Origin of the sequence: Streptomyces sp. DH10 (genome assembly GCF_029813805.1) — a bacterium.
Classification (GTDB): domain Bacteria; phylum Actinomycetota; class Actinomycetes; order Streptomycetales; family Streptomycetaceae; genus Streptomyces; species Streptomyces coeruleofuscus.
In genome coordinates this window covers 185414-210626 of the sequence record NZ_JARVKU010000015.1, presented here as the reverse complement: position 1 = coordinate 210626, position 25213 = coordinate 185414, and the positions used below count along the sequence as shown (strand labels likewise).

The window sequence follows — 25213 nt, the reverse complement described above, 5'->3', positions numbered from 1 at the left end:
GTACCGCGAGGGCACCGGGGGCGGACCAAGACATCGGCCGGGGTGGTTCAGCCCTCGTACGGCTCGGCCTTGAGGATCTTCACCGTGGCCTTCTTGCCGTTCGGGAGCTCGTACTGCGCGTCCTCGCCGACCTTGTGGCCGATCACTCCGGTGCCCAGCGGGGACTGCGGGGAGTACGTCTCGATGTCGGCGCTCGCGTACTCGCGCGAGGCGAGCAGGAACGTCAGCGTGTCGTCCTCGTCACCGTCGAACGCGATCGTGACGACCATGCCGGGCGCCACGGCGCCGTCCGCCGCGGGCGCCTCGCCGACCTTGGCGCTCTCGAGGAGCTGGGTGAGCTGGCGCACACGGAGTTCCTGCTTGCCCTGCTCCTCCTTGGCTGCGTGGTACCCGCCGTTCTCACGCAGGTCGCCCTCCTCGCGCGCCGCGGCGATCTTCGCGGAGATCTCCGCCCGCGCGGGACCAGTAAGGTACTCAAGCTCAGCCTTGAGCTTGTTGTACGCCTCCTGGGTCAGCCAGGTGACGTTCTCGCTGGTCTGGGTCACAGGTGCTCCTCGTAGGTACTGGGAATACAAAGCATCGCCCTACCCAGAAGCATGTTCCTTCACGGATGGGCGAAACCACGAGCCTAACAATTCAGGGCCGGAAGGGGGAGGACATAAGCCACCAGTTTCACGTCGGCGCAGGTCAGGCGCTACGTATTGCGGGTGACCCCGGCGAGGTCTCAGCCGGTGTGGCAGCCCAGCAGCTCGGCCGTCGTCCCCGGGGAGGTCGTACGGAGCGTGACGACCTTGTCGATGCGGGTGGCGTCCCCGTCGAAGCGGAAATCGGCCCGGCCGACCTCGGCACCGTTCTCGGCCTGCGAGCGCACGGTGCAGTAGCCGTCGGTACCGGCGTCCTTGCGGACCTCCAGGTGCACCTGCACGGACTCCTTGCCCGGCTCGAAGCTGATCACCTCGGCGCTGATCTCGCTCTGGGCGACGTAGTGGTAGCCGAACCAGCCGACGAGCCCCAGCAGTGCTGCCGCGAGGACGGCGCCGACGGCCTTGAGCGTGCGGTCGGCGCGCTCGTCCGAGGAACGGCCGTAACGTCCCTCGGGCAGTCGCGTGCTCGCCGTACTCATGATCGTCCTCCAGGCAGGGCCGGGACGAAGGTCCCGTGAGGGGCCCGGGACCCGGTCCCGGAATTATTCGCCCCCCGTTTCGGTCACTATAGAAGCCGCTGATTGCGCCGAGGCACACAGGGCGCCGACTTACTGAGGATTGAGTCTTGACTGACCAGTTGCGACTGATGGCCGTTCATGCCCACCCCGACGACGAGTCGAGCAAGGGCGCGGCGACCATGGCCAAGTACGTGTCCGAGGGGGTGGACGTGCTGGTCGTGACCTGCACGGGCGGGGAACGCGGTTCCATCCTCAATCCGAAGCTCCAGGGGGACAAGTACGTCGAGGAGCACATCCACGAGGTACGCAAGAAGGAGATGGACGAGGCCCGGGAGATCCTGGGCGTCAAGCAGGAGTGGCTCGGCTTCGTCGACTCGGGCCTGCCCGAGGGCGACCCGCTGCCGCCGCTGCCGGAGGGCTGCTTCGCCCTGGAGGACGTCGACCACGCGGCCGGTGAGCTGGTGCGCAAGATCCGTGACTTCCGTCCCCAGGTGATCACCACCTACGACGAGAACGGCGGCTATCCGCACCCCGACCACATCATGACCCACAAGATCTCGATGGTGGCGTTCGAGGGGGCGGCGGACACCGAGAAGTACCCGGAGGCCGAGTACGGCCCCGCGTACCAGCCGCAGAAGCTCTACTACAACCAGGGCTTCAACCGCCCCCGCACCGAGGCGCTGCACCAGGCGATGCTCGACCGGGGCCTGGAGTCGCCCTACGGGGAATGGCTCAAGCGCTGGGACGAGTTCGGCATGAAGGAGCGCACGCTCACCACGCACGTCCCCTGCGGCGACTTCTACGAGATCCGCGACAAGGCGCTGATCGCGCACGCCACGCAGATCGACCCCGACGGCGGCTGGTTCAAGGTCCCGATGGACATCCAGCAGGAGGTCTGGCCGACGGAGGAGTACGAGCTGGCGAAGTCCCTCGTCGATACCTCCCTCCCCGAGGACGACCTCTTCGCGGGCGTCCGCGACAATGCCTGACATGAGCGCAAGCGCAAGCCTGGCAATGACGCACCTCGTCTCCTTCGCCAAGGAGGTCGACGAGGACAAGGTCACCCCCGGCGTCCTCGGCTTCATCGTCTTCGCGGCGATGGCCCTGGCGGTGTGGGCCCTGATGAAGTCGATGAGCCGCCACATGAACAAGGTCGACTTCACCCAGGCCCCGGACCCCGAGGCCGAGCAGGCAGAGCCGGGGACCGCGGACGCGGAGACCTCCGGCCAGGGCAAGCAGAAGCAGGGCTGACGCCCCTTCCGGGGCGGCCGTCTTTCCCCGGGAGACACCCGTCGGTGGCCGTTCGCCGCCGACGGGTGCCGCGCGCGCCGGGCCTCGCGTGCCGGGCCTCGCGGAGCGGGCGGGATTTCGCGGACACCCTCTACGTCTTCTACTCCACGGCCACCCCCATCACCTCCCGCGCGTGCCGGTTCGGCACCATGCCCAGGCGCCAGGCCTGCCAGCCGGCCTCCAGGGTGACGCCGCGTTCCAGCAGCAAGGCGTACGCGTCGAGGTAGTCGTCCAGTTTCTGGTCGCGCAGCGGATGGCTCGCGCGGGACAGCTGGGCCAGTTCCTCCTCGGCCACGGCCGTGCCGACCTCGATGCCGCCGGGGGCCGCGTACGGCAGGAGCGTGCAGCGCAGGAAGCGGGCCCAGTCCTCGCCCCGGCGGTCGCCGTACGACGTGAACAGGGCCGCCGCCTCGTCGCACAGTGCCAGGGCCTGCTGCGTGCGGGCGTTGCCCGCGTCCACGACCGCCAGCTCCAGGCAGGTCCACGCCTCGCCGTGGGCGACGCCGATGCGCTGGAAGTCGGCGCGGGCGTCCACCAGGAGTTGGCGGGCGAAGCCCGAGTTGCGCAGTGAGCCCGTCTGGGCCGCGCGCTGGTCGCGGGTGACGCGCGCCGAGTGGTGGCGGGCGCAGGCCAGGCCGTAGACGTCCCGCATGCGGGAGAACATCGTGCGGGAGCGTTCCAGTTCGCGGACCGCCTGGTCCAGGCTGCCCGTCTCCTCCAGGGCCTGGCCGAGGTAGTACAGCGTCCACGCCTCGCCGCGCGCGTCCTCGTTGTCGCGGTGCCGGGCGGCCGCTCCGCGCAGTTCCTCCACGGCCGGGGAGGCGTCACCGGCGACCAGCCGGGCGCGGGCCAGCTGGGTCAGGGCCCACGCCTCACCGCGGGCGTCGCGGGTGCGGCCGTACAGCTCCAGGGCCGCGCGCAGCTCGGACTCGGCGCGCGGGACGTCGCCCATGCGCAGGCCGAGCTGGCCGAGCTGGAAGTGGGCCCACGCCTGGCCGTGCACGGACTCGCCGGCGCGGTGCAGCACCAGCGACTCGGTGAGCAGGTCCAGCGCCTCGGCCACCCGGGCGCGGTCGCGCTCCACGGCCGCCAGGGCGTGCATCGTCCACGCCCGGTCCGTCGCCAGCTCGGGGGAGGACTGCAGGGCCAGGGCCTCGCGGAGCTTCGCCGACGCCTCCGTCAGATTGCCCTGGTGGTGCAGGGTGATGCCGAGGGAGCACAGGGCCCGGGCGGCACCCGCGTCGTGGTGGGCCTCCCGGTACAGGTCGACGACCGAGGTGAGAGTCGTACGGGCCTTGTCCAGCTCGCCCAGCTGCCGTGCCGCGATGCCGGTGCGCCACTGCACCGAGCGGACCAGCAGGCCCTCGTCCACCGCCTGGGCCAGCTCGCTGATCTCGCCCAGGCGGTAGAGGTCGCCGCGCAGCAGGCAGTAGTCGCACAGGGCGCCCAGGAGGTTCAGGACCGCCGCCTGGTTCACGCCCTCGGCGTGCCGCAGCGCCGCGGTGATGAAGCTCGACTCGTCGTCCAGCCAGCGCAGCGCCTCGTCGAGGGAGGTGAATCCGTACGGGCTGAAGCGGTTCGTGCGGGTCGACATGTTGCCGTCGACCATGCGCAGCACCGAGTCGGCCAGCTCGGCGTAGTTCACGATCAGCCGTTCCTGCGCCGCCGTGCGCTCGGCCGGTTCCTCCTCGTCGAGGAGCCGGGCCTGGGCGAAGGCGCGGACCAGGTCGTGCAGCCGGTAGCGGTCGCCCCGGACGTGGTCGATCAGGCCCGCCCGGGTCAGGGCCTGGAGGTGGCGTTTCGCCTCCGCCTCGTCGGTGGCCAGCAGCGCGGCGGCCGCGGCGGCGCCCAGCGAGGCCCGGCCGGCCAGGGCCAGGCGGCGCAGCAGCCGCCGTACGGGCTCCGGCTGGTCGGTGTAGCGCAGCCACAGGGCGCGTTCGACCGGCTCGACCGGGCCGTAGGCGGCGAGGTCCGTGGCCAGTGCGCGCGGCGAGCGCGGGCCGAGACACGAGCCGGCGATGCGCAGCGCCAGCGGCAGCCCGCCGCACAGCTCCCGGACCCGGTCGGCGGACTCGGCGTCGTACGGAGAGGAACGGTCCTGCGCCGCCGCGCCCAGCAGTTCCTCCGCACCGGCGGCGTCCAGCGGCTCCACGGCCAGCTGGTGCACCCGCGCGGGCAGCTCCGCCGGCTCCAGGGGTTTGCGCGCGGTCACCAGCACGAGACTGTCGGACCGCTCCGGAACCAGGGCGCGGACCTGCTCGGCGTCCGAGGCGTCGTCCAGGACGACCGTGACCGGCAGGCCGGTCAGATGCTGGTGGTACAGCTCGCTCAGCCGCTTGACCTGCTGATCGGGGGAGGAGCGCTCGCGGAACAGCAGTTGCTCGCGGGGCGCGCCGAGCCGGTTGAGCAGGTGCAGCAGGGCGTCGCGGGTGGACAGCGGCGACTCGCCCGGGCCGTCGGAGCGCAGGTCGACGACGCAGGCGCCGCGGAAGTAGTCCTTCAGATCGTGCGTGGCGTGCACCGCGAGGGTCGTACGGCCGCTGCCGGGCGTGCCGTGCAGGACGACCACCGTCGGCTGGGTCTCGGTGCTCGCCCGGGCCGCCTGCACCCACTGCCGGATCTGGGCCAGCTCGTGCCGCCGCCCCGCGAACGGCTCCGCCGGTTCCGGGAGCTGCGCGAAGGACTGCTCCAGCACGTTGCGCCCGCGCGCCGCCGCGCTCTTGTCGGCGCCCCGCAGCCGCGGCCCCGTCTTCTTCGGCCCCGTGGAGGCGGCGAGCACCCGCTGCTGGTCCAGGAACGGCCGGATGCCCCGCACCTCCAGCGCCGTCAGCCACTGGAGCCGCAGCTGTTCGGGCCCGCCCGGCTGGCTCACGGCCCCGGCCCGGTGGTGTGCGGCCGGCAGATGCGAGCCGACGACCTTCACGACGGTCGCCGCGGCGCCCACCACACCCACGGTGACGCCCGCGCCCAGCGCCGTACCGGTACTCGTGCCCAGGGCCATGTCGGCGACGACTGCCGCGACCGCCGCGACCCCGGCGACCAGCAGCGGTGTCCCGGCGCCCTCCCGGGCGTAGCGCTGCCCGAAGGTGAGCTGCCCGGCCGCCGCCTCGTCCAGGGCGCGCGTGTAGGCCTCGTACTCCTCGGCCGCGCTCTGCGCCATGGCGTCGAGCGCCCCGCGCGCCCGCGCGAGCAGCACCTTCCCGTCGGTGCGCCCGCCCGTCCGGCGTACCTCCTCCTCCACGGCCCGTGCCAACAGCCGCTCGGCATCCGCCCGATGACTGTCCCGCATGTCACGTCCCCCTCCGGCGGCGACGGCGTGCTCGCTTGTCACCTCGGTCGTTCCCTCGGTCGTTTCCTTGGTCAAGTGTGCTGCCGACGGCGCATCGGGGCGAGGGGGCGTGACCGGCCCGATTGTGTGAAGACACGGGCGGGTTGAGGCAGCGCGCGTCCGTCGGGCGTGCGCCCCGCGCGGCGCCCGCGCGGCGCCTGACGCGTGCCGGGCCGGGTACTGCGGCAGGATGGGAACCATGCCGAACCGACTGGCGCACGAGACGTCCCCCTACCTCCTTCAGCACGCCGACAACCCCGTCGACTGGTGGCCCTGGTCGGCGGAGGCCTTCGAGGAGGCCCGCAAGCGGAACGTGCCCGTGCTGCTCAGCATCGGATACAGCAGCTGTCACTGGTGTCACGTGATGGCACACGAGTCCTTCGAGGACCAGGAGACCGCCGAGTACCTCAACGCGCACTACGTGAGCGTGAAGGTGGACCGCGAGGAGCGCCCGGACGTCGACGCCGTCTACATGGAGGCCGTGCAGGCCGCGACCGGCCACGGCGGCTGGCCCATGACCGTCTTCCTCACGCCGGACGCCGAGCCGTTCTACTTCGGCACGTACTTCCCGCCCGCCCCGCGCCAGGGCATGCCCTCCTTCCGGCAGGTGCTCCAGGGCGTCCACCGGGCGTGGGAGGAACGCCGGGACGAGGTCACCGAGGTCGCCGGGAAGATCGTCCGGGACCTGGCCGGGCGGGAGATCTCCTACGGGGACGCGCGGATGCCCGGCGAGCAGGAGCTCGCGCAGGCGCTGCTCGCGCTCACCCGCGAGTACGACCCGCAGCGCGGCGGATTCGGCGGGGCGCCGAAGTTCCCGCCGTCCATGGTGCTGGAGTTCCTGCTGCGCCACCACGCCCGCACCGGCGCCGAGGGCGCCCTCCAGATGGCGCAGGACACCTGCGAGCGCATGGCCCGCGGCGGCATCTACGACCAGCTCGGCGGCGGCTTCGCCCGCTACTCGGTCGACCGTGACTGGATCGTGCCGCACTTCGAGAAGATGCTGTACGACAACGCCCTGCTGTGCCGGGTCTACGCCCACCTCTGGCGTGCCACCGGCTCCGAACTCGCCCGCCGGGTCGCCCTGGAGACCGCCGACTTCATGGTGCGCGAACTACGCACCGCCGAGGGCGGGTTCGCCTCCGCGCTGGACGCCGACAGCGACGACGGGACCGGCAAGCACGTCGAGGGCGCGTACTACGTCTGGACGCCGGAGCAACTGCGCGAGGTCCTCGGCGAGCAGGACGCCGAACTCGCCGCCCAGTACTTCGGCGTGACCGAGGAGGGCACCTTCGAGCACGGCCAGTCCGTGCTCCAGCTGCCGCAGCAGGACGGCCTGTTCGACGCCGGGAAGATCGCCTCGATCCGCGAGCGGCTGCTGGCGGCGCGAACCGGGCGTCCCGCCCCCGGCCGGGACGACAAGGTCGTCGCCGCATGGAACGGGCTCGCGATCGCCGCGCTCGCCGAGACCGGCGCCTACTTCGACCGGCCCGACCTCGTCGAAGCCGCCCTCGCCGCCGCCGACCTCCTCGTCCGGCTGCACCTCGACGAGCAGGCCCGCCTCACCCGCACCAGCAAGGACGGCCACGCCGGCGCCAACGCCGGTGTCCTGGAGGACTACGCCGACGTGGCGGAGGGCTTCCTCGCGCTGGCGTCCGTCACCGGGGAGGGCGTCTGGCTGGAGTTCGCCGGGTTCCTCCTCGACCACGTCCTGGCCCGCTTCACCGACGAGGAGTCGGGCGCCCTGTTCGACACGGCCGCCGATGCCGAGCGGCTGATCCGGCGCCCGCAGGACCCGACCGACAACGCCGCCCCGTCCGGCTGGACCGCGGCGGCGAACGCCCTGCTGAGCTACGCCGCGCACACCGGGTCCGGGCCCCACCGCACCGCCGCCGAGCGGTCCCTCGGCGTCGTCAAGGCGCTCGGGCCGCGCGTGCCCCGCTTCATCGGCTGGGGGCTCGCCGCCGCCGAGGCGGCGCTGGACGGGCCGCGCGAGGTCGCGATCGTGGGACCGTCCCTCGATCACGAGGGGACAAGGACCCTGCACCGCACGGCACTTCTGGGTACCGCGCCCGGCGCGGTCGTCGCGGTGGGGGCCCCGGAGAGCGACGAGTTTCCGCTGCTCGCGGACCGTCCGCTGGTCGGCGGTGAACCGGCCGCGTACGTCTGCCGTAACTTCACATGTGACGCGCCGACAACGGAAGTTGAGCGGTTGCGTGCGGTGTTGGGCGACTGAAGTCGGGAATCAACGGAAACATGCTCTTTATCTGAACAGCCCCCAGGCTTCACAGTTCCCCCCTAATCTCTGCACAGCGACGTGACGGATGGGGCTGCACCGGCACACCGTCACTCGTGGGGGTTCTGGGATCTGGGGGGATCTGTTTGCTGACGTCTGTCTTCATCGCTGCCGTTTCACTGGCCCTGTTCTGGATGGCGGCCTTCACTCTGTGGTGGCAGATGCACGCCTGGCGCACGCCGGAAGTGCTCGCCTCCACGCGGTTCAGCAGTCCGGACGGGGACGAGCACGTCTCGTTCTCGCTGTTGCTGCCCGCCCGGCACGAACAGGCGGTGCTGGACCACACGATCCAGCGGCTGCTGGAGTCGAGCCACACCGACTTCGAGATCATCGTGATCGTCGGACACGACGACCCGGAGACCACCGCCGTGGCCGAGCAGGCCGCGGCACGTGATCCACGGGTCCGTGTCGTCGTCGACCGCCACGAGAAGAAGAACAAGCCGAAGGCCATGAACACGGCCCTGCCGCACTGCCGCGGTGACGTGGTCGGCGTGTTCGACGCGGAGGACCAGGTCCACCCCGAGCTCCTCGCGCACGTCGACCACGCCTTCCGCACCACCGGCGCGGACGTCGTCCAGGGCGGCGTGCAGCTGATCAACTTCCACTCCAGCTGGTACAGCCTGCGCAACTGCCTGGAGTACTTCTTCTGGTTCCGCTCGCGGCTCCACCTGCACGCGCAGAAAGGTTTCATCCCGCTCGGCGGCAACACCGTCTTCGTCCGTACGGACGTCCTCAGGGACGCCGACGGCTGGGACCCGAACTGCCTCGCCGAGGACTGCGACCTGGGCGTGAGGCTCTCCAGCGTCGGCAAGAAGGTCGTCGTCGCCTACGACTCCGACATGGTGACCCGGGAGGAGACCCCGGGCTCGCTGATGTCCCTGCTGAAGCAGCGCACCCGCTGGAACCAGGGATTCCTCCAGGTGTACCGGAAGAAGGACTGGAAGCAACTGCCCACCCTCGGGCAGCGGCTGCTCGCCCGCTACACCCTGATGACGCCGTTCATGCAGGCCTTCACCGGCCTGATCATCCCGCTGAACGTGGCGATCGCGCTGTTCCTGGACGTGCCCGTCGGCATCGCCTTCATCACCTTCCTGCCGGCCGTCACCGCCCTGGTCACCTTCGTCTTCGAGATCGTCGGCCTTCACGACTTCGGCAAGCAGTACGGGTTGCGCGTGCGGTTCGCGCACTACCTGAAACTGGTCGTGGGCGGCCCCTTCTACCAGGTCCTGCTCGCCGGGGCGGCCGTCCGTGCCGTGTGGCGTGAGCAGCGCGGCCGCAACGACTGGGAGCTGACGACCCACGTCGGCGCGCATCTCGACGAGACGGCCGTGACCCGGCAGGACGTTCCCATGACCCGAGAGGACGTTCCCGCGTGACCTCCACCCTTCCCGCGGTGACCACAGCGAAGGTCCCCGCGCAGCGCCGGCCTGTGCCCGGCACCGGTGCGCAACGGCGGGCGGAGCCGCCGAAGCGGCTGCGCTCCTCCCGGCCCGACCTGCTCCTGTGCGGTGTCCTCCTCGTGGCGATCCTCGTCGTGCAGGGCTGGAACATCGCCGACTACCCGGCCCTCAGCGACGACGAGGGCACCTACCTCGCCCAGGCCTGGTCGGTCCAGCAGGGCAACGGCCTCGCCCACTACACCTACTGGTACGACCACCCGCCGCTCGGCTGGATCCAGATCGCCGTGCTGACCTGGATCCCGGCGCTGATCAGCCCCGAGTCGATGACGGTGGGCACCATGCGGGCCGCGATGCTCGTGATCAGCGGCATCAGCGCGGTCCTCGTCTACGTACTGGGCCGCCGCCTCGCCCTGCCCCGCTGGGCGGCCGCACTCGGCATGGTGTTCTTCGGTCTCTCGCCGCTGTCGGTCGTCCTCCAGCGGGAGATCTTCCTCGACAACCTCGCGGTGATGTGGACGCTGCTGGCCTTCACCCTGGCAGCGTCCCCGAGCCGCCACCTCTGGCACCACTTCGGCGCGGGAATGGCGGCCGCCACGGCCGTCCTCACCAAGGAGACGATGCTCATCGTCCTGCCCGCCCTGTTCCTCACCATGTGGCGGCACAGCCACAAGGACACCCGCAAGTTCGCCCTCACCGGAGCCGTCACGGCCTGCGCCCTGATCGGCTTCTCGTATCCGCTGTTCGCCCTGCTCAAGGGCGAGCTGCTGCCGGGTGCCGGGCACGTCTCCCTCTGGGACGGCGTCAAGTACCAGATGACCAGACCCGGTTCGGGCTTCGTCCTGGACCAGGGCTCCGGCTCCTGGGGCGTGCTCCAGTCGTGGCTGTACTACGACAAGATCCTGCCCCTCGGCGGCCTCGCGGGCGCCCTGCTGCTCCTCGTCACCTGGCGCTGGTCGGTCACCGCCCGCGCCCTGGCCGGACCGGCCCTCGCCGTCGCGATCTTCGCCGCGCTGGCCCTGCGCCCCAACGGCTACCTGCCCGCGATGTACGTCATCCAGGCCCTGCCGTTCCTCGCGCTCGTCCTCGCCGGAGGAACCGCCTCCGTCGCGCACGCCGTGCTGAGCCGCTGGCGCTCCGAGGCGGAGAAACGGCACGTCGCCGTGGGCCGGTACGCGCTCGCCGCGGTCCTCGCCCTCGCCGCCGGCGCCTACGTCGTACCGCACTGGTACGACGGCGCCCGCACCGCCGTCACCACCGACGCCAACGCCCCCTACAAGGCCGCCTCCAAGTGGCTGGCCACCGAGGTCGAGAACCCGGAGCGCACCCGCGTGCTGGTCGACGACGCCCTCTGGCTCGACCTCGTGCACCAGGGCTACCGGCCGGGGCTCGGCGTCATCTGGTTCTACAAGGCCGACCTCGACCCTGCGGTGACGAAGACGATGCCGCGCGGCTGGAAGGACCTCGACTACGTCGTCGCCTCGCCGACCGTGCGGCGTGACGCGGCCGACCTGCCCAACGTCAAGGCCGCCATGGAGCACTCGGCCCCGGTCGCCACCTTCGGCACCGGTCCCGACCGCATCGAGATCCGCCAGATCCAGACCACCGCCGGAGGCGCGCGATGAGCCAGGAGTCCACCGTCCCCGGTGAGGTCGTCGAGACCGCCGAGATCCCCGAACCGGGCGCCGTCACCATCGTCGTACCGACGTTCAACGAGTCGGCGAACGTACGGCAGCTGCTGCGGCAGATCACCGAGGCCGTGCCGGCCCGGCTGCCCTGCGAGGTCGTCTTCGTGGACGACTCCACCGACGACACGCCCGAGGTGATCCAGAAGGCGGCGCAGGACTGCCCCTTCCCGGTGACCGTGCTGCACCGCCAGGAACCGGTGGGAGGGCTCGGCGGCGCGGTCGTCGAGGGGCTGAAGGCGGCCACGTCCGACTGGATCGTCGTCATGGACGGCGACTGCCAGCACCCGCCGTCCCTCGTGCCCGACCTGGTCGCCACCGGCGAGCGGGCCAACGCCGGGCTCGTCGTCGCCTCCCGGTACATCAAGGGCGGCAGCCGGGCCGGGCTCGCGGGCAGCTACCGCGTGGCCGTCTCGCGCGGGGCGACCTGGCTGACCAAGGCGCTGTTCCCGCGCCGGCTGCACGGCATCAGCGACCCGATGAGCGGCTTCTTCGCGATCCGCCGCAGCGCGGTCACGGCCGAGGTCCTCCAGCCGCTCGGCTACAAGATCCTCCTCGAACTCGCCGTGCGCAGCCGCCCCCGCACGGTCACCGAGGTGCCCTTCGTCTTCCGGGACCGGTTCGCCGGGGAGTCCAAGTCCACCGCCCAGGAGGGTCTGCGCTTCCTGCGCCACCTGGCCGGGCTGCGCGCCGCCTCGCCGGTCGCGCGCATGGTCGGCTTCGGCCTGATAGGGCTCACCGGCTTCGTGCCGAACCTGCTGGGCCTGTGGGCGCTGACCGCCGCCGGCATGCACTACGTACCGGCGGAGATCCTCGCCAACCAGCTCGGCGTCGCCTGGAACTTCGTGCTCATCGAGCACCTGCTGTTCCGCGAGCGGCGCCGGCACCGACGGTGGTGGGACCGGGCCGGGCGGTTCGCGCTGCTCGCCAACGCCGATCTGGTGCTGCGGATCCCGCTGATCGCGCTGTTCGTGCACCAGTTCCACCTGGGTGTGCTGTCCGCCACCGCGCTCGCGCTGGTGACGACGTTCGTCCTGCGCTTCGCGGCGACCGAAGCGCTGGTCTATCTGCCGCGCCGGGGCCCGGAGAAGCCCGTGAGCGAGAGCCGCACCGCGAGGAGAGCCGCGTGAACAAGTACCTGGACAAGTACCGGAGAAGAACCGCACTCGCCGGGGTGGGCGCCCTCACGGCCGGCCTCCTGCTGAGCGCGCCCCAGCCCGCCTCCGCCGCCAACCTCATCAGGAACCCGGGCTTCGAGACCGCCGGCACCGGCGACATGCCGTACTGCTGGGAGAAGTCCGGCTGGGGCGACAACGACTTCACCTTCACCACCACGAACGACGCGCACACGGGCGGCAAGGCCATGAAGGTCGAGCTGACCCGCCGCGCCGGCGGCGACCGCAAGGCGCTGATCACCGAGTCCGCCGAGTGCGCGCCGGTGGTGACGCCGGGCAAGCAGTACGACCTCGGCCTCTGGTACAAGACGACCACGCCCGATGCGTCGATCACGCTGTTCCGGCACGACGCGACGGCCGGCTGGCAGTACTGGACCGACCTCAAGACGCTGGACCTGGCGGGCGACTGGACCGAGGCCACGGTCCGCACCCCCGAGGTCCCGGCCGGCACCGACCGCATCTCCTGGGGCGTCTCCGTCTACGGCACCGGCTCCGCCACCACCGACGACTACCGGATGGACCAGGTCCCCGACCCGGTCCTGCCGCCGAAGTGCACCGGCACGGCCGAGCAGTGCGCGAACGGCAAGTGGGACGTGCTGCCCACGAAGAACCCGGTCCGTTCCATGCACTCCGTCGTCCTCAACAACGGCAAGGTGCTGCTCATCGCGGGCTCCGGCAACGACGAGTCGATGTTCAAGGCGGGCACGTTCACCTCCGCGGTCTACGACCCGGCGAACGGCTCCTACAAGGTAGTCCCCACGCCGAAGGACATGTTCTGCGCCGGCCACGTGCAGCTCCAGGACGGGCGCGTGCTGGTGATGAGCGGCAACAAGGGCTACCCGTCGGCGGACGGCCGCGTCGGCTACCAGGGCTACAAGGACTCGTACATCTTCGACCCGGAGACCGAGACCTACATGAAGACCAACGACATGAACGACGGCCACTGGTACCCGTCGGCCACGATCCTCGGCAACGGCGACGTCATCTCCTTCGGCGGCCTGAAGGAGGACTCCACCGGCTCGGTCACCGCCGAGCTGTTCTCCGAGGCCGAGCAGCGGTGGCAGCCGCTGTGGAAGGTCAACCAGACCTGGTCGTACTGGGGCCTGTACCCGTCGATGATCCTCATGCAGGACGGCCGCCTCTTCTACTCGGGCAGCCACGTCTTCGGCAACAACATCCCCGGCACCGGCTCGGCGATCTACGACTACGGCGCCAACACCACCACCCAGGTCCCGGGCCTCCAGAGGAAGGACGAGCGCGACCAGTCGGCCAGCGTGCTGCTGCCCCCGGCGCAGGACCAGAAGGTCCTCACCCTCGGCGGCGGCAACATCGACTCCAACCCCGAGGCGAACCGCCTGACCGACATCATCGACCTCAAGCAGCCGAACCCGTCCTACGTGGCCGGGCCGCCGATCCCGCAGGGCACGGTCGACCTGGGCAACGGGCCCGTCCCGCAGACCGGGAACCAGGGCAAGATGTACGTCTCCGCGGTGCTCCTGCCGGACGGCAAGGTGCTGGAGACGGGCGGCGCGCTGCACAACCGCGCCAACCCGGTCTACGAGACGTCGGTCTTCGACCCCGAGTCGGAGACCTTCGACCCGGTGGCCGTCGACCCCGAGGCGCGCGGCTACCACGCCTCGGCGTTCCTGCTCCCCGACGGCCGCGTGATGACCACCGGCGACAACCCGGGCAACGGCTCCTGGAACCACGACGTGTCGGTCTACAGCCCGCCCTACCTGTTCAAGGGACCGCGACCGGCGATCACCTCGGTGATCGACACCGAGTGGAACTACGGCGACACCCAGCGGATCACCGTCGACCGGCCCATCGCCAAGGCCGAGCTGATCCGCCCGGCCGCCGTCACGCACTCCTCCGACCCGAACCAGCGGTTCGTGGACCTGCCGCTGTCCGTCGACGGGAACAACGTCGACCTGAACGTGACGAGCAACCCCAACCTGGCCCCGCCCGGCTGGTACATGCTCTTCGCGGTGGACGCGAACGGGGTGCCGTCGGTGGCGAAGTGGGTGCACCTGAAGGGCCCGCAGGCCCTCAAGGCGACCGACGCCTCGGCGCACGTCCACGACTTCGCGGACTCGCCCGAGGGCAAGGTCGCGGGGCCCGGCAAGAAGCGCACGTCCCAGAAGGTCAGCCCGACGATCTCCGGCTGCGACCGCCACTACGGCTCGATCAACGTCTGCGTGCCGACCGACTTCCCGGCGCAGGTGCAGAAGACGACGGCAGCCCGCTGCGCGTGGCTCAAGGCGAACGACTACGGCCGCCTGAAGGTCAACGGCAAGGACGACCCGCTGCGCCTGGACCGCAACGGGGACGGGATCGCCTGCGGTAAGGGAGACATGAGGAAGAGCTAGCTTCCGAACTCGGCGAGGGCGCGCTCCACGATGGCCTCGAGCTGCTCGTGGTGCGCGCCCTTCCAGTAGGCCCGGCCGCACTCCGTGCACTGCGCGAACACGTCGTACGTCGCGTGCGTGCCGTGCTTGAGCTGGTCGGCGACTTCGTCCTTGGTCGCCTTGCGGAGCAGCCCGTTGCAGGCCGTGCACCGCGTCCAGGGCCGCAGTTCGGGCTGGAACCGGTCCAGGACGTCCCGGAGCTGCTCCTGCGGCCGGGTGCTGTAGACGAACGCCCCCGCCCACAGCTCGCGGCGCCGCAGCAACCCCCGGTCGCGGCTGAGCATGACGCGCTGCTCGGCCGCCGAACGCGCCGCGAGCGCGGGGTCGCCGATGTCGGTCGACTCGTAGGCCGTGTCGACACCGAGGAGCCGCAGGCGGCGGGCCAGCGTGCCGAGGTGCACGTCGAGGAGGAAGCACAGGGGAGCGCCGGGCACCCGCTGGGGGCGGGCGACGGTCCGCACGGTCACCGACTCGCCGGCCGCCGGGACGTGCGAGACGGGCACCTCGCGGCCGTCCACGACCAGGGCGCCCACCTCGGTCAGCGGCACCCCCAGCGACTCGACGACATGGCCCAGACTGGAGACGCCGTCCGTGGTGGCGAGCAGGGTGCCCGCGCGCCGGGCCTGGGGGACGAACACGTGCAGCTCGGGGGCGAACTCGACGTGGATCTCGGGACCGTTCACCCGGTCAGGATGTCACGGCGACGGGCGCCGGCCTCGGTGTTTTCCGGTCGCCAGGCCGTGTTCCAGGACGTCCAGGGCCCGGTCGACGAGTTCCCGGACGTCGTCCCGGTGGCCGGTCTCGGCCCAGTAGTGGGAGACCTCCATCAGCCCGCCCATCACGGACATGGCGAAGACCCGTAGCTCCAGGCTGTCGGGGGCCAGCCCCGAGCGCTCGGCGAGGGCCTCCCGGAGCAGTCGGCCGGTCGCCGCCATGCTCTCCATCATGCGGGCGCGGACGGCGGGGACCTCGACCCCTAGCCGGCTGCGCAGCCGGGTCACCTCGGGTTCCTCGGCGAGGCTCGGATCGAGGGCCGCGCGCATCACGTGCCGCAGGACCTCGGCCCACGACTCGTCGTCCGGCCGGGCCCGCAGCTCCGCCAGTATCACCGGGTCCCACTCGTCGGTGATGACGATGTCCTCCTTGGTCGGGAAGTAGCGGAAGACGGTCGACGGCGACACCTCGGCCCGGTCGGCGATCTGCTCGATCGTCGTGGCGTCGTAACCCTGCTCCTCGATCAGCGCGTAGGTCGCGGCGCGGATAGCCTTGCGGGTCTTGATCTTCTTCCGCTCCCGGAGTCCCAATGGGGGCTGGTCGGCGGGGGTGACACTGGCCATGAATCGACAGTAACTCTCAATCACCATCCACTGTCAATTTCACCCCGAGTGCAACGAAACCCGAGGGCAACGCAAACGGCCACGGCTCGAAAGCCGTGGCCGGGAGGGTGGAGCGGGCTTCTAGCCGTGCTGGTACGCCACCAGCGAGATCCCCACGTAGTGCGCGATGAAGGCCGCCAGTGTGAGGGAGTGGAACACCTCGTGGAAGCCGAACCAGCGTGGTGACGGGTTGGGCCGCTGGATCCCGTAGATCACGCCGCCCGCGCTGTAGAGCAGGCCGCCGACGACGACCAGGACGAGGACGGCGACGCCCCCGGTCCGCATGAAGTCCGGCAGGAAGAAGACGGCCGCCCAGCCCATGGCGATGTAGCAGGGCGTGTAGAGCCAGCGCGGGGCGCCGACCCAGAAGACGCGGAAGAGGATGCCGGCCGCCGCCGCGGCCCAGATGCTCCACAGCAGCCACTGACCCTTGGAGCCCGGCAGGAGCAGCATGGTCAGCGGTGTGTAGGTGCCCGCGATGATCAGGAAGATGTTGGCGTGATCCAGACGGCGCAGCACGCCGTCCATGCGCGGACTCCAGTCGCCCCGGTGGTACAGCGCGCTCACACCGAACAGCAGGCACGCCGTCAGAGCGAAGATTCCGCAGGCGATGCGTCCTCTGGTGGAGTCCGCGAGGGCGGTCAGAACCAGGCCCGCGACGAGGACGGCCGGGAACATGCCGAGGTGAATCCAACCGCGCAGCTTGGGTTTCACCGGGTGCGGCAGGGAGAGCGCCGTGGGACCACGGCCGTCGGCCGGCGTGTCCGAAGGCGCGTCGGGGGCGAACGCAGTCATGGCCAAATGTTAGCTACGGAACCGTAAGTGACCTATCGGTCCCGTCGATCGGCCGATGAAGAGTGGCCATCCTCTCACCGGGGTCGAACGATGGTTACGCAAACGGATGGTCAGGTGAACCCAACGTGCATGTAAAGGGGCGCGAGAAACCGTGGCGATCCTCACGTTGCTCACCTGTGCGCTCCTCTGGACAGATGGGCGCAGGCGTCGGATGATCAAATGAGTGCAGTCGGCACCGGATGAGCGCCCAAGTTTCACCGTGAAGCATCCGGGTCGCAGCCCCCACGGGGCCTCCTCCACATCAAAAAAATCCCTCATTTAGGAGCAATCGTGGCGCGCGACATCGCGGCTCCCACCGTCCCCACCACCCATCAGGGCCTGATCTCGTGGGTGAACGAGATCGCCGAGCTGACGCAGCCGGACAACGTGGTCTGGTGTGACGGATCCGAGGCCGAGTACGAGCGACTGTGCGAGGAGCTCGTCCAGAAGGGCACCTTCCGGAAACTCGACCCGATCAAGCGCCCCCACTCCTACTACGCGGCCTCCGACCCCATCGACGTCGCCCGCGTGGAGGACCGGACGTTCATCTGCTCCGAGAAGGAGGAGGACGCGGGCCCGACCAACCACTGGAAGGCCCCCGCCGAGATGCGGGAGATCTTCCAGGGCTCCGGAGGCCAGGGCGGCCTGTTCCGCGGCTCGATGCGCGGCCGGACCATGTACGTCGTGCCCTTCTGCATGGGCCCGCTCGGCTCGCCGCTGTCCGCGCTCGGTGTGGAGATCACCGACTCGGCCTACGTCGCGGTCTCCATGCGCACGATGACGCGCATGGGCCAGGCGGTGCTCGACGAGCTCGGCTCCGACGGCTTCTTCGTCAAGGCCGTGCACACCCTGGGCGCCCCGCTGGAGCCCGGCCAGGAGGACGTCCCCTGGCCCTGCAACACGACCAAGTACATCTCGCACTTCCCCGAGGACCGCGAGATCTGGTCCTACGGCTCGGGCTACGGCGGCAACGCCCTGCTCGGCAAGAAGTGCTACGCCCTGCGCATCGCCTCCGTGATGGCGCGTGACGAGGGCTGGCTGGCCGAGCACATGCTCGTCCTCAAGCTCACCCCGCCGCGCGGCGAGTCCAAGTACGTGGCGGCGGCCTTCCCGAGCGCCTGCGGCAAGACCAACCTCGCCATGCTGGAGCCGACCATCCCCGGCTGGACGGTCGAGACCATCGGCGACGACATCGCCTGGATGCGCTTCGGCGAGGACGGCCGGCTGTACGCCATCAACCCCGAGGCGGGCTTCTTCGGCGTCGCGCCCGGCACCGGCGAGCACACCAACGCCAACGCGATGAAGACGCTCTGGGGCAACGCGGTCTTCACCAACGTGGCGCTGACGGACGACGGCGACGTCTGGTGGGAGGGCATGACCGAGGAGCCGCCCGCCCACCTCACCGACTGGAAGGGCAACGACTGGACCCCGGAGTCGGAGACCCCGTCGGCCCACCCGAACGCCCGCTTCACCGTCCCCGCCGCCCAGTGCCCGATCATCGCGCCGGAGTGGGAGGACCCGAAGGGCGTGCCGATCTCGGCGATCCTCTTCGGCGGCCGCCGCGCCACCGCCGTACCGCTGGTGACGGAGTCCTTCGACTGGAACCACGGCGTCTTCCTCGGTGCCAACGTGGCCTCAGAGAAGACCGCCGCCGCCGAGGGCAAGGTCGGCGAGCTGCGCCGCGACCCGTTCGCGATGCTGCCGTTCTGCGGCTACAACATGGGCGACTACATGGGCCACTGGGTCGACGTCGCCAAGGGCAAGGACCAGTCGAAGCTGCCGAAGATCTACTACGTCAACTGGTTCCGCAAGGACGACGAGGGCAAGTTCGTCTGGCCCGGCTTCGGTGAGAACAGCCGCGTCCTGAAGTGGATCGTGGAGCGTCTGGAGGGCAAGGCGGAGGGCGTCGAGACCCCGATCGGCATCCTGCCGACCAAGGAGGCCCTGGACACCGACGGCCTGGAACTGGCCGACTCCGACCTGGACTTCCTGCTCACCGTCGACAAGGAGGTCTGGCGCGAGGAGGCCGCCCTGGTCCCCGAGCACCTCAACACCTTCGGCGAGCACACGCCCAAGGAGCTGTGGGACGAGTACCGCGCGCTGGTGCAGCGCCTGGGCTGAGACAGCCCTCCACCGACGCCGCGGCCGGCTCCGATCGTGCCCTGACCAGCAACATCGTCACGGCCGGCCGCGGTGACAGCACCAGGGGAGGCAGGGGCCCGCACAACGGCGTGCGGGCCCCTGCCTCCGCCGTTTCCGTCGCGCCCCCTTGCTCACAGGATCTTCACGCCTGTTTCATGCTCTCTCCAGGTGTCTCACCGGTCCCGGTGAGGCCGCAGACAAGCCTGTGGGGGGCACAGTTGAAGACTGCACACCGTTCCAGACGGCTCGTGGCCACGCTGTCCGCCGCGTTACTCGCGGGGACCGGGCTCACCGTCGCCGCCGCGCCCGCGGCACACGCGGCGGCCTCCGACGCCGTCGCCAAGCTGCCGATCTCGTCGTACTCGGCACTGGCCGTCGACAACGTCCACCAGCGTGTCTTCGTGGCGGACAGCAACGTCGGCTACTACCTCAACTCCGGCACCATCGCCGTCTACAACTTCGAGGGCGAGCGCCTCACGACCCTCACCACCAACCAGGCCCACGTCTCGGGCCTCGCGGTCAGCGCCGACGGCAGCAAGCTCTACGCCGGTCTGCGCGACCGCGTCGAGACCTACGACACCACCACCTTCCAGCGCACCGCCGCCGTCGCCGTCGGCACCGACTACTGCGGCCGCGAGGTCGCCCAGTCCAGCGGCCAGCTCTACTTCACGACGCCCAACGCGTCCTCGGTCTCCCAGTGCGCCACCTCGGAGACCCACCTCGCGGGGATCGTGAACGGCGCGTACACGTACACCGGCTGGAACGACTACGGCGATCTGCTGCTGGAGTCCGGCGCCGGGGACCGCATGCTCATGGGTCAGCCGCTCAACGCGAAGGCGGCCGACCCCTTCCTCGCCGTGTACGACACCGGCAACGGCGCCCTGGTCCGTAACGCCGCGCGCCGCTTCGCCGACGACGCGGGCGACGGCGCCCTGAACCTCAAGGACCTGGCGCTGTCCGCCGACGGCGGCAAGGTCGCCGTCGCCGACGCCACCGCGGGCACCCGGCTGCTGAACACCGGCGACCTGTCGGACGCGGCGACCGGCTACCAGGCCCTGCCCGACGGTGCCACCGCCAGCGCGGTCGCCTTCAGCGGTGACGGCACGTACATCGCACGCGGATCCGCCGCCACCGGTTCCGTCCCCGACCTGCTGGTGCAGCCGGCCGACCCGGGCGACTCGACCACCCCGCTGGAGTTCGTCTTCGAGGGCAGCCTCGACGGCGACCGTGTCGTGCCGCGCGGCATGGAGTGGTCGGCGGACGGCTCCCGGCTGTTCGCGGTCACCACCAACGCGGCCGGCGGCCAGTACTGGCTGCACATCATCAAGCCGCCCGCCGTCCAGTACGACGCCCGCTTCACCGGCGGCCTCACCCACAGCCCCGGCCAGGCCGTGGCGGGCGAGCCGCTGGCCGTGCGCGGCAGGCTGGAGCACGACGGACCCGCGCCCGCCGAGCCGCTGAAGGTCAGGGCGACGCGCACCGACGCGGGCGGCACCCACGACCTGGGGACCGCCACCGTCAAGGCGGACGGCACCTTCACCGTCCTCGACGAGCCCGACCTGGTCGGCGAGGCCACGTACACGGTGTCGTATCTCGGGGATCTGACCCACCGGCCGGCCACCGACGTCACCCACACCGTGACGGTCGGCAAGGCGCCCACCTCGATCGCGCTCACCGCGCCCGAGGAGGCGAGCATGTCCGGCGGCATCGAGATCACCGGCACGTTCACCGCCCAGGGCAAGGCGCTGCCCGAGCGGGCCGTGCTCAAGGTCGTGCGCGAGGACCGGCTCGGTACGGGCGCCCTGTCGTCGGTGACCGTCGCCGCCGACGGCACGTTCACGATCAACGACGTGCCGCGCACCCGCCGCGAGGTGACCTACACGGTCAGCTGGCCGGGCGACGGTCTGCACGAGGGCTCAACGGCCTCGGCGGAGGTCTACGTGAGGCGCTGAGGGGCACGTCCTCAGGGGCGCGGGGCTGTATCGATGTGCGGCTCCGCCGCGTGGGCGCGACCAGCCGCACTCAACCCCGCACCAACCCACCCGAGAACCACAACGGCGACAACCGGCTCAAGCCGATGCGGTGCTGTTGTGGCGCCCGGTCCGCGCGTCGCTGCGGGTGCGCGCGGACCGGGGCCGTCGGGGGAGCCCCCGTGGGGCTCAGCGGGACGCGAGTTCGCGCGGCTCGAGAGCCGCGGCGTGCGCGTCCATCCGCTCGGCGGCCAGGATCGCGGCCGCCGTGTCGGCGCGGGAGGCGGCCACCACCAGCGCGCGACCGGCCAGGGCGTGTGCCCGCCGGTGCAGGGCCGTCCCGCCGCGCTCACGGCGGGAGCCGCTCATCGACGCGCGGACCGGTGCGCGCCCTCCGCGCAGTCGGCCCACCTGCTCCGCGAGCCGCTCCGCCGCGGTGTCCAGATCGGCCGAGGCCTTCGTCGCGCGCAGCTCGTCCGTGACGGCGAGCAGGGCGGCGAGATGGCCCGCGAGCTGGATGTCCAGCTCTTCCTCGCGGGAACGGTGGGGAAAGTCGGGGTTGGGGCCGTCCACCGTGCTGTGGACCGACTTGGTGCGGATCGGTTCGTACATGGGAGGGCCTCCTGAGTGCTTTCAGGAAGCCATCCTAGCTTAGATTTCGTCTAAAGTTGAGTTGTTCACAAAGCCGGACTGACCGCACACATAACGTGAGCGAGGCGCCCCGTCAGGCCTGGCTGTAGCCGTCCAGGAAGTGCCCGATCCGGCCCACCGCGTCCCGCAGGTCCCCGACCGTCGGCAGGGTCACCACCCGGAAGTGGTCCGGCTCCGGCCAGTTGAAGCCGGTGCCCTGGACGACCATGATCTTCTCGCGCCGGAGCAGGTCCAGGACCATCCGCCGGTCGTCCTTGATCTTGAAGACCTTGGGGTCGAGGCGCGGGAAGAGGTACAGCGCCCCCTTCGGTTTCACACAGGTCACGCCCGGGATCTGGGTCAGCAGCTCGTAGGCGACGTCCCGCTGCTCGCGCAGCCGGCCGCCCGGCAGCACCAGGTCGTTGATCGTCTGGCGTCCGCTGAGCGCCGCGACGACGCCGTGCTGACCCGGCATGTTCGCGCACAGTCGCATGTTCGCCAGGATCGTCAGGCCCTCGATGTAGGAGTCGGCGTGCGCGCGGGGCCCGGAGATCGACATCCAGCCGACCCGGTAGCCGGCCACCCGGTAGGCCTTCGACATGCCGTTGAAGGTGAGGGTCAGCAGGTCGGGGGCGACGGCGGCGGTCGGGGTGTGCGTGGCGCCGTCGTAGAGGATCTTGTCGTAGATCTCGTCCGAGCAGACCAGCAGGTTGTGGCGGCGGGCGATGTCGGTGAGCCCCTTGACCATCGCCTCGTCGTAGACGGCTCCGGTCGGGTTGTTGGGGTTGATGATCACGATCGCCTTGGTGCGGTCGGTGACCTTGCGCTCGACGTCGGCCAGGTCCGGCATCCAGTCGGCCTGCTCGTCGCACCGGTAGTGCACGGCGGTGCCGCCGGACAGGGACACGGCGGCGGTCCACAGCGGATAGTCCGGGGCCGGCACGAGGACCTCGTCCCCGTCGTCCAGCAGCGCCTGCATCGCCATCACGATCAGCTCGGAGACGCCGTTGCCGATGAAGACGTGCTCGACGTCCGTCTCGATGCCGAGGGTCTGGTTGTGCATCACGACCGCGCGGCGGGCGGCCAGCAGGCCCTTGGCGTCTCCGTATCCGTGCGCCGAGGACACGTTCCGGAGGACATCCTCCAGGATCTCGGGCGGACACTCGAAGCCGAAGGCGGCCGGGTTGCCGGTGTTCAGCTTGAGGATGCGGTGACCGGCGGCTTCCAGCCGCATCGCCTCCTCGAGCACCGGGCCCCGGATCTCGTAACAGACGTTGGCGAGCTTGGTCGACTGGATCACCTGCATGTCTGGGAGCTTACGGCCCGGTATTGCGCCATGGGCCGTGTTTTCCGCCACGTGAGACGCGTCGGTTTGTGCGGATAACGCCGTTCGCTGTCCCACCAGCACCATCGATGCCTAGAATTCGCGGCCATGTTCAGGCCATCCGAATACGCCGACGGAGCGACGGGCGGCGAGCCCCAGGGCCCGCCGAACGTGTACCTGCCGCAGACCGACCCGCCCCCGGCGTACGACGCGTACGCCGATCCGGCGGCGGCGCACGGGTGGCAGGACGTGTACGACCCGACGGATGCCCGGAACATCCAGGACACCCAGGACACCCGGAACACCCAGGACACCCGGGACCCCCGGAACACCCAGGACACCCGGAACGCCCGGGACGCCGCGCGCGGCATGGACGACACACGCGAGCTGCCGCCGGTGCCGGTGCCTGTGCCTGTGCCTGTGTCGATGCCGGCGCATGGCCGGTCCGGTGCGGGCCGCCACTCCCGGCGGGGACGGCGGTCCTGGCGTGCACGCCGCGTGGCGGTCGCCGCCGGAGCCGTGGGTGCCGTGTCGGCCGCCGCGCTGATCGCCGGTCTCGGCTTCTCGGACGCGCCCTCCGGCGGGTCGCGCGAGGGCGGAGGCGGCCGTACGGGACCGGCGGCGGGGGAGTCGCCGACGGCGCCGTCCACCGGCACCGGTCGGACTCCGACCCCCGGGACCCCCCTCGTCGCCCCGCCGGCGGACAGCGGCGAGGCGTCCGGCGCCGCGTCCGCGAACCCGTCCACCGCGGAGAGCCCCACCCCGTCCGAGTCCGGGCCCGACACCCCGGGCCCCTCGGCCGACAGCCCCACGGCCGTCACCCCGACGACCTCCGCTCCCACCGCCACCGCCGCGCCCCCGGGCCGGACCGAGGGAAAGCCCGGGCATGGTCCCGGCGGCACCAAGGGCCCCAAGTAGTCGGTTCTCGGGCGGCGTTGAGCAGGGGCCGCGTTGAGCGAGGGCGGGCCGGCCGGGGCCGGTGGCGGCCGACGGCATCGCCGCCCGAGGCCCCGCCCTTCGGCCGGCGAACGGTCGTGGCGAGCTGTCCGGCCCGGCGCCCGCGAGTCCGTCCACCGACACGTCCCGGCGGCGCCAAGGGCCCCAAGTGATCCGCCGGGAAAGGCCGTTGGGTAGGGTCAAACCGGACGGACAGGTTCCACGTGCGGAACAACTCCTTGCCCCACCCGCCTTGCGACGATCACAATGCGCATGACAACACTGCGGGCGGCCGGAAGATTTCCGGCCGCCTCCGTCGCAAGAGGGGACCCCCCATGAGAAAACCTCTCGCAGCCGCGTTCTGCGCCCTGGCGATAGCCGGGGCCGGCGCGGCTCCCGCGACCGCTGCCGAGGCCGCCCCCACGGGCGTCGGCAAGGTCGCGGACACGGGCTCGGCCACGTCCGCCGTCCCGGACGTGGTCACGTCCGTGGAGCGGGCGCTGTCCGGGCTCAACCCGTCGGCCAAGGCCGTGAACCTCGCCGGCACCGTCGCGCTCAGCAACTGCTCCGGTTCCGTCGTGCGCATGCCGGACTCCGAGGCCGACGACCCGGCGCTGGTGATGACCAACGGCCACTGTCTGGAGTCCGGCTTCCCCGGCCCCGGCGAGGTCCTCGTCGACAAGGCGTCCAGCCGCACCTTCAGCCTGCTCAACGCCTCCGGCTCGCGCGTCGCCACCCTGCGCGCCGCCAAGCTCGCCTACGGCACGATGACCGACACGGACGTCGCGTTCTACCAACTCACCACCACCTACGGGCAGATCAAGAGCTCGTACGGCATCAACCCGCTGACGCTGAACGACAAGCACCCGGTCGCCGGCACCGCCATCAGCATCCCCTCCGGCTACTGGAAGCGGGTCTACAGCTGCGACATCGACGGGTTCGCGCACACCCTCAAGGAAGGCGACTGGACCTGGAAGGACTCGGTCCGTTACACCTCCGCCTGCAACACCATCGGCGGCACGTCCGGCTCGCCCGTCGTCGATGAGGCCACCGGCAAGGTCGTCGCCGTCAACAACACCGGCAACACGGACGGCGAGCGCTGCACCGTGAACAACCCGTGTGAAGTCGACGCGAGCGGCAACGTGACGGTCCGCAAGGGCATCAACTACGGCCAGGAGACCTACCAGATCCCGGCCTGCTTCGGCATCGACAACAAGCTCGACCTGAGCGCGAGCGGCTGCACCCTGCCCAAGCCGTAAGGCC

Annotated in this window: 19 protein-coding genes; 11 read left to right on the top strand and 8 right to left on the bottom strand. The window is 70.9% G+C overall.

Annotation, left to right across the window (positions count from 1 at the left end; all coding sequences use genetic code 11):
- Positions 1 to 47 precede the first annotated feature (47 nt).
- Positions 48 to 545 carry a transcription elongation factor GreA gene (gene greA, locus QC385_RS28520; RefSeq protein WP_279544254.1) on the bottom strand — a complete coding sequence of 166 codons (498 nt, stop codon included), beginning with the start codon at positions 543 to 545 and terminating at the stop codon, positions 48 to 50.
- 179 nt (positions 546 to 724) lie between these two features.
- A complete protein-coding gene (locus QC385_RS28515) occupies positions 725 to 1123 on the bottom strand; it encodes a DUF4307 domain-containing protein (protein ID WP_279544253.1) in 399 nt (132 codons plus the stop codon).
- A 146-nt stretch (positions 1124 to 1269) separates the two neighbouring features.
- Between QC385_RS28515 and mca the strand changes: the two genes are divergently transcribed.
- Together mca and QC385_RS28505 are read left to right on the top strand one after the other, a co-directional pair.
- On the top strand, positions 1270 to 2151 hold the full coding sequence (gene mca / locus QC385_RS28510; protein ID WP_279544252.1) for a mycothiol conjugate amidase Mca: 882 nt from the start codon (positions 1270 to 1272) through the stop codon (positions 2149 to 2151).
- On the top strand, positions 2144 to 2413 hold the full coding sequence (locus QC385_RS28505; protein WP_279544251.1) for a hypothetical protein: 270 nt from the start codon (positions 2144 to 2146) through the stop codon (positions 2411 to 2413). The genes mca and QC385_RS28505 overlap by 8 nt, the downstream gene beginning before the upstream one ends.
- Positions 2414 to 2552: 139 nt before the next feature.
- Here QC385_RS28505 and QC385_RS28500 read toward each other — a convergent pair whose 3' ends face one another.
- Positions 2553 to 5741 (bottom strand): tetratricopeptide repeat protein, encoded by a 3189-nt coding sequence (locus QC385_RS28500; protein WP_279544250.1) that lies wholly within the window; start codon positions 5739 to 5741, stop codon positions 2553 to 2555.
- Between the two features lie 238 nt (positions 5742 to 5979).
- On the opposite strand from QC385_RS28500, the gene QC385_RS28495 reads away from it, so the two are divergent.
- The 5 genes from QC385_RS28495 (at position 5980) to QC385_RS28475 (ending at position 14699) form a co-directional block, all read left to right on the top strand.
- Positions 5980 to 8013, top strand: coding sequence for a thioredoxin domain-containing protein (locus tag QC385_RS28495; protein ID WP_279544249.1), 2034 nt, complete (start codon positions 5980 to 5982; stop codon positions 8011 to 8013).
- Positions 8014 to 8159: 146 nt separating this feature from the next.
- Positions 8160 to 9449: a glycosyltransferase gene (locus QC385_RS28490; RefSeq protein WP_279544248.1), complete on the top strand. Its 1290-nt coding sequence runs from the start codon at positions 8160 to 8162 to the stop codon at positions 9447 to 9449.
- A complete protein-coding gene (locus QC385_RS28485) occupies positions 9446 to 11095 on the top strand; it encodes an ArnT family glycosyltransferase (protein ID WP_279544247.1) in 1650 nt (549 codons plus the stop codon). Before QC385_RS28490 ends, QC385_RS28485 begins: the two co-directional genes overlap by 4 nt.
- Positions 11092 to 12285: a glycosyltransferase family 2 protein gene (locus QC385_RS28480; RefSeq protein WP_279544246.1), complete on the top strand. Its 1194-nt coding sequence runs from the start codon at positions 11092 to 11094 to the stop codon at positions 12283 to 12285. Before QC385_RS28485 ends, QC385_RS28480 begins: the two co-directional genes overlap by 4 nt.
- On the top strand, positions 12282 to 14699 hold the full coding sequence (locus QC385_RS28475) for a galactose oxidase-like domain-containing protein (RefSeq protein WP_279544245.1): 2418 nt from the start codon (positions 12282 to 12284) through the stop codon (positions 14697 to 14699). The genes QC385_RS28480 and QC385_RS28475 overlap by 4 nt, the downstream gene beginning before the upstream one ends.
- Here QC385_RS28475 and QC385_RS28470 read toward each other — a convergent pair.
- From QC385_RS28470 to trhA, 3 genes are all read right to left on the bottom strand, one after another.
- Complete coding sequence (locus tag QC385_RS28470) at positions 14696 to 15421, bottom strand: Mut7-C RNAse domain-containing protein (RefSeq protein ID WP_279544244.1); 726 nt, start codon at positions 15419 to 15421, stop codon at positions 14696 to 14698. The two genes, QC385_RS28475 and QC385_RS28470, sit on opposite strands and share 4 nt — an antisense overlap.
- Before the next feature lie 12 nt (positions 15422 to 15433).
- Positions 15434 to 16075 carry a TetR/AcrR family transcriptional regulator gene (locus QC385_RS28465; protein WP_279544243.1) on the bottom strand — a complete coding sequence of 214 codons (642 nt, stop codon included), beginning with the start codon at positions 16073 to 16075 and terminating at the stop codon, positions 15434 to 15436.
- A gap of 120 nt (positions 16076 to 16195) precedes the next feature.
- Positions 16196 to 16909 carry a PAQR family membrane homeostasis protein TrhA gene (gene trhA / locus QC385_RS28460; protein ID WP_279544242.1) on the bottom strand — a complete coding sequence of 238 codons (714 nt, stop codon included), beginning with the start codon at positions 16907 to 16909 and terminating at the stop codon, positions 16196 to 16198.
- A gap of 330 nt (positions 16910 to 17239) precedes the next feature.
- Here trhA and QC385_RS28455 point away from each other — a divergent pair, with 330 nt between their 5' ends.
- Complete coding sequence (locus tag QC385_RS28455) at positions 17240 to 19069, top strand: phosphoenolpyruvate carboxykinase (GTP) (RefSeq protein ID WP_279544241.1); 1830 nt, start codon at positions 17240 to 17242, stop codon at positions 19067 to 19069.
- A 176-nt stretch (positions 19070 to 19245) separates the two neighbouring features.
- Positions 19246 to 21042 (top strand): Ig-like domain repeat protein, encoded by a 1797-nt coding sequence (locus QC385_RS28450; RefSeq protein WP_443033017.1) that lies wholly within the window; start codon positions 19246 to 19248, stop codon positions 21040 to 21042.
- A 207-nt stretch (positions 21043 to 21249) separates the two neighbouring features.
- On the opposite strand, the gene QC385_RS28445 is transcribed toward QC385_RS28450, so the two are convergent.
- Positions 21250 to 21672, bottom strand: coding sequence for an SCO4983 family protein (locus QC385_RS28445; RefSeq protein WP_279544239.1), 423 nt, complete (start codon positions 21670 to 21672; stop codon positions 21250 to 21252).
- 112 nt (positions 21673 to 21784) lie between these two features.
- Complete coding sequence (locus QC385_RS28440) at positions 21785 to 22996, bottom strand: pyridoxal phosphate-dependent aminotransferase (RefSeq protein ID WP_279544238.1); 1212 nt, start codon at positions 22994 to 22996, stop codon at positions 21785 to 21787.
- Positions 22997 to 23122: 126 nt separating this feature from the next.
- On the opposite strand from QC385_RS28440, the gene QC385_RS28435 reads away from it, so the two are divergent.
- Positions 23123 to 23932, top strand: a complete 810-nt coding sequence (locus tag QC385_RS28435) for a hypothetical protein (RefSeq protein ID WP_279544237.1) — start codon at positions 23123 to 23125, stop codon at positions 23930 to 23932.
- A gap of 353 nt (positions 23933 to 24285) precedes the next feature.
- A complete protein-coding gene (locus QC385_RS28430) occupies positions 24286 to 25209 on the top strand; it encodes a trypsin-like serine peptidase (protein ID WP_279544236.1) in 924 nt (307 codons plus the stop codon).
- Positions 25210 to 25213 lie beyond the last annotated feature (4 nt).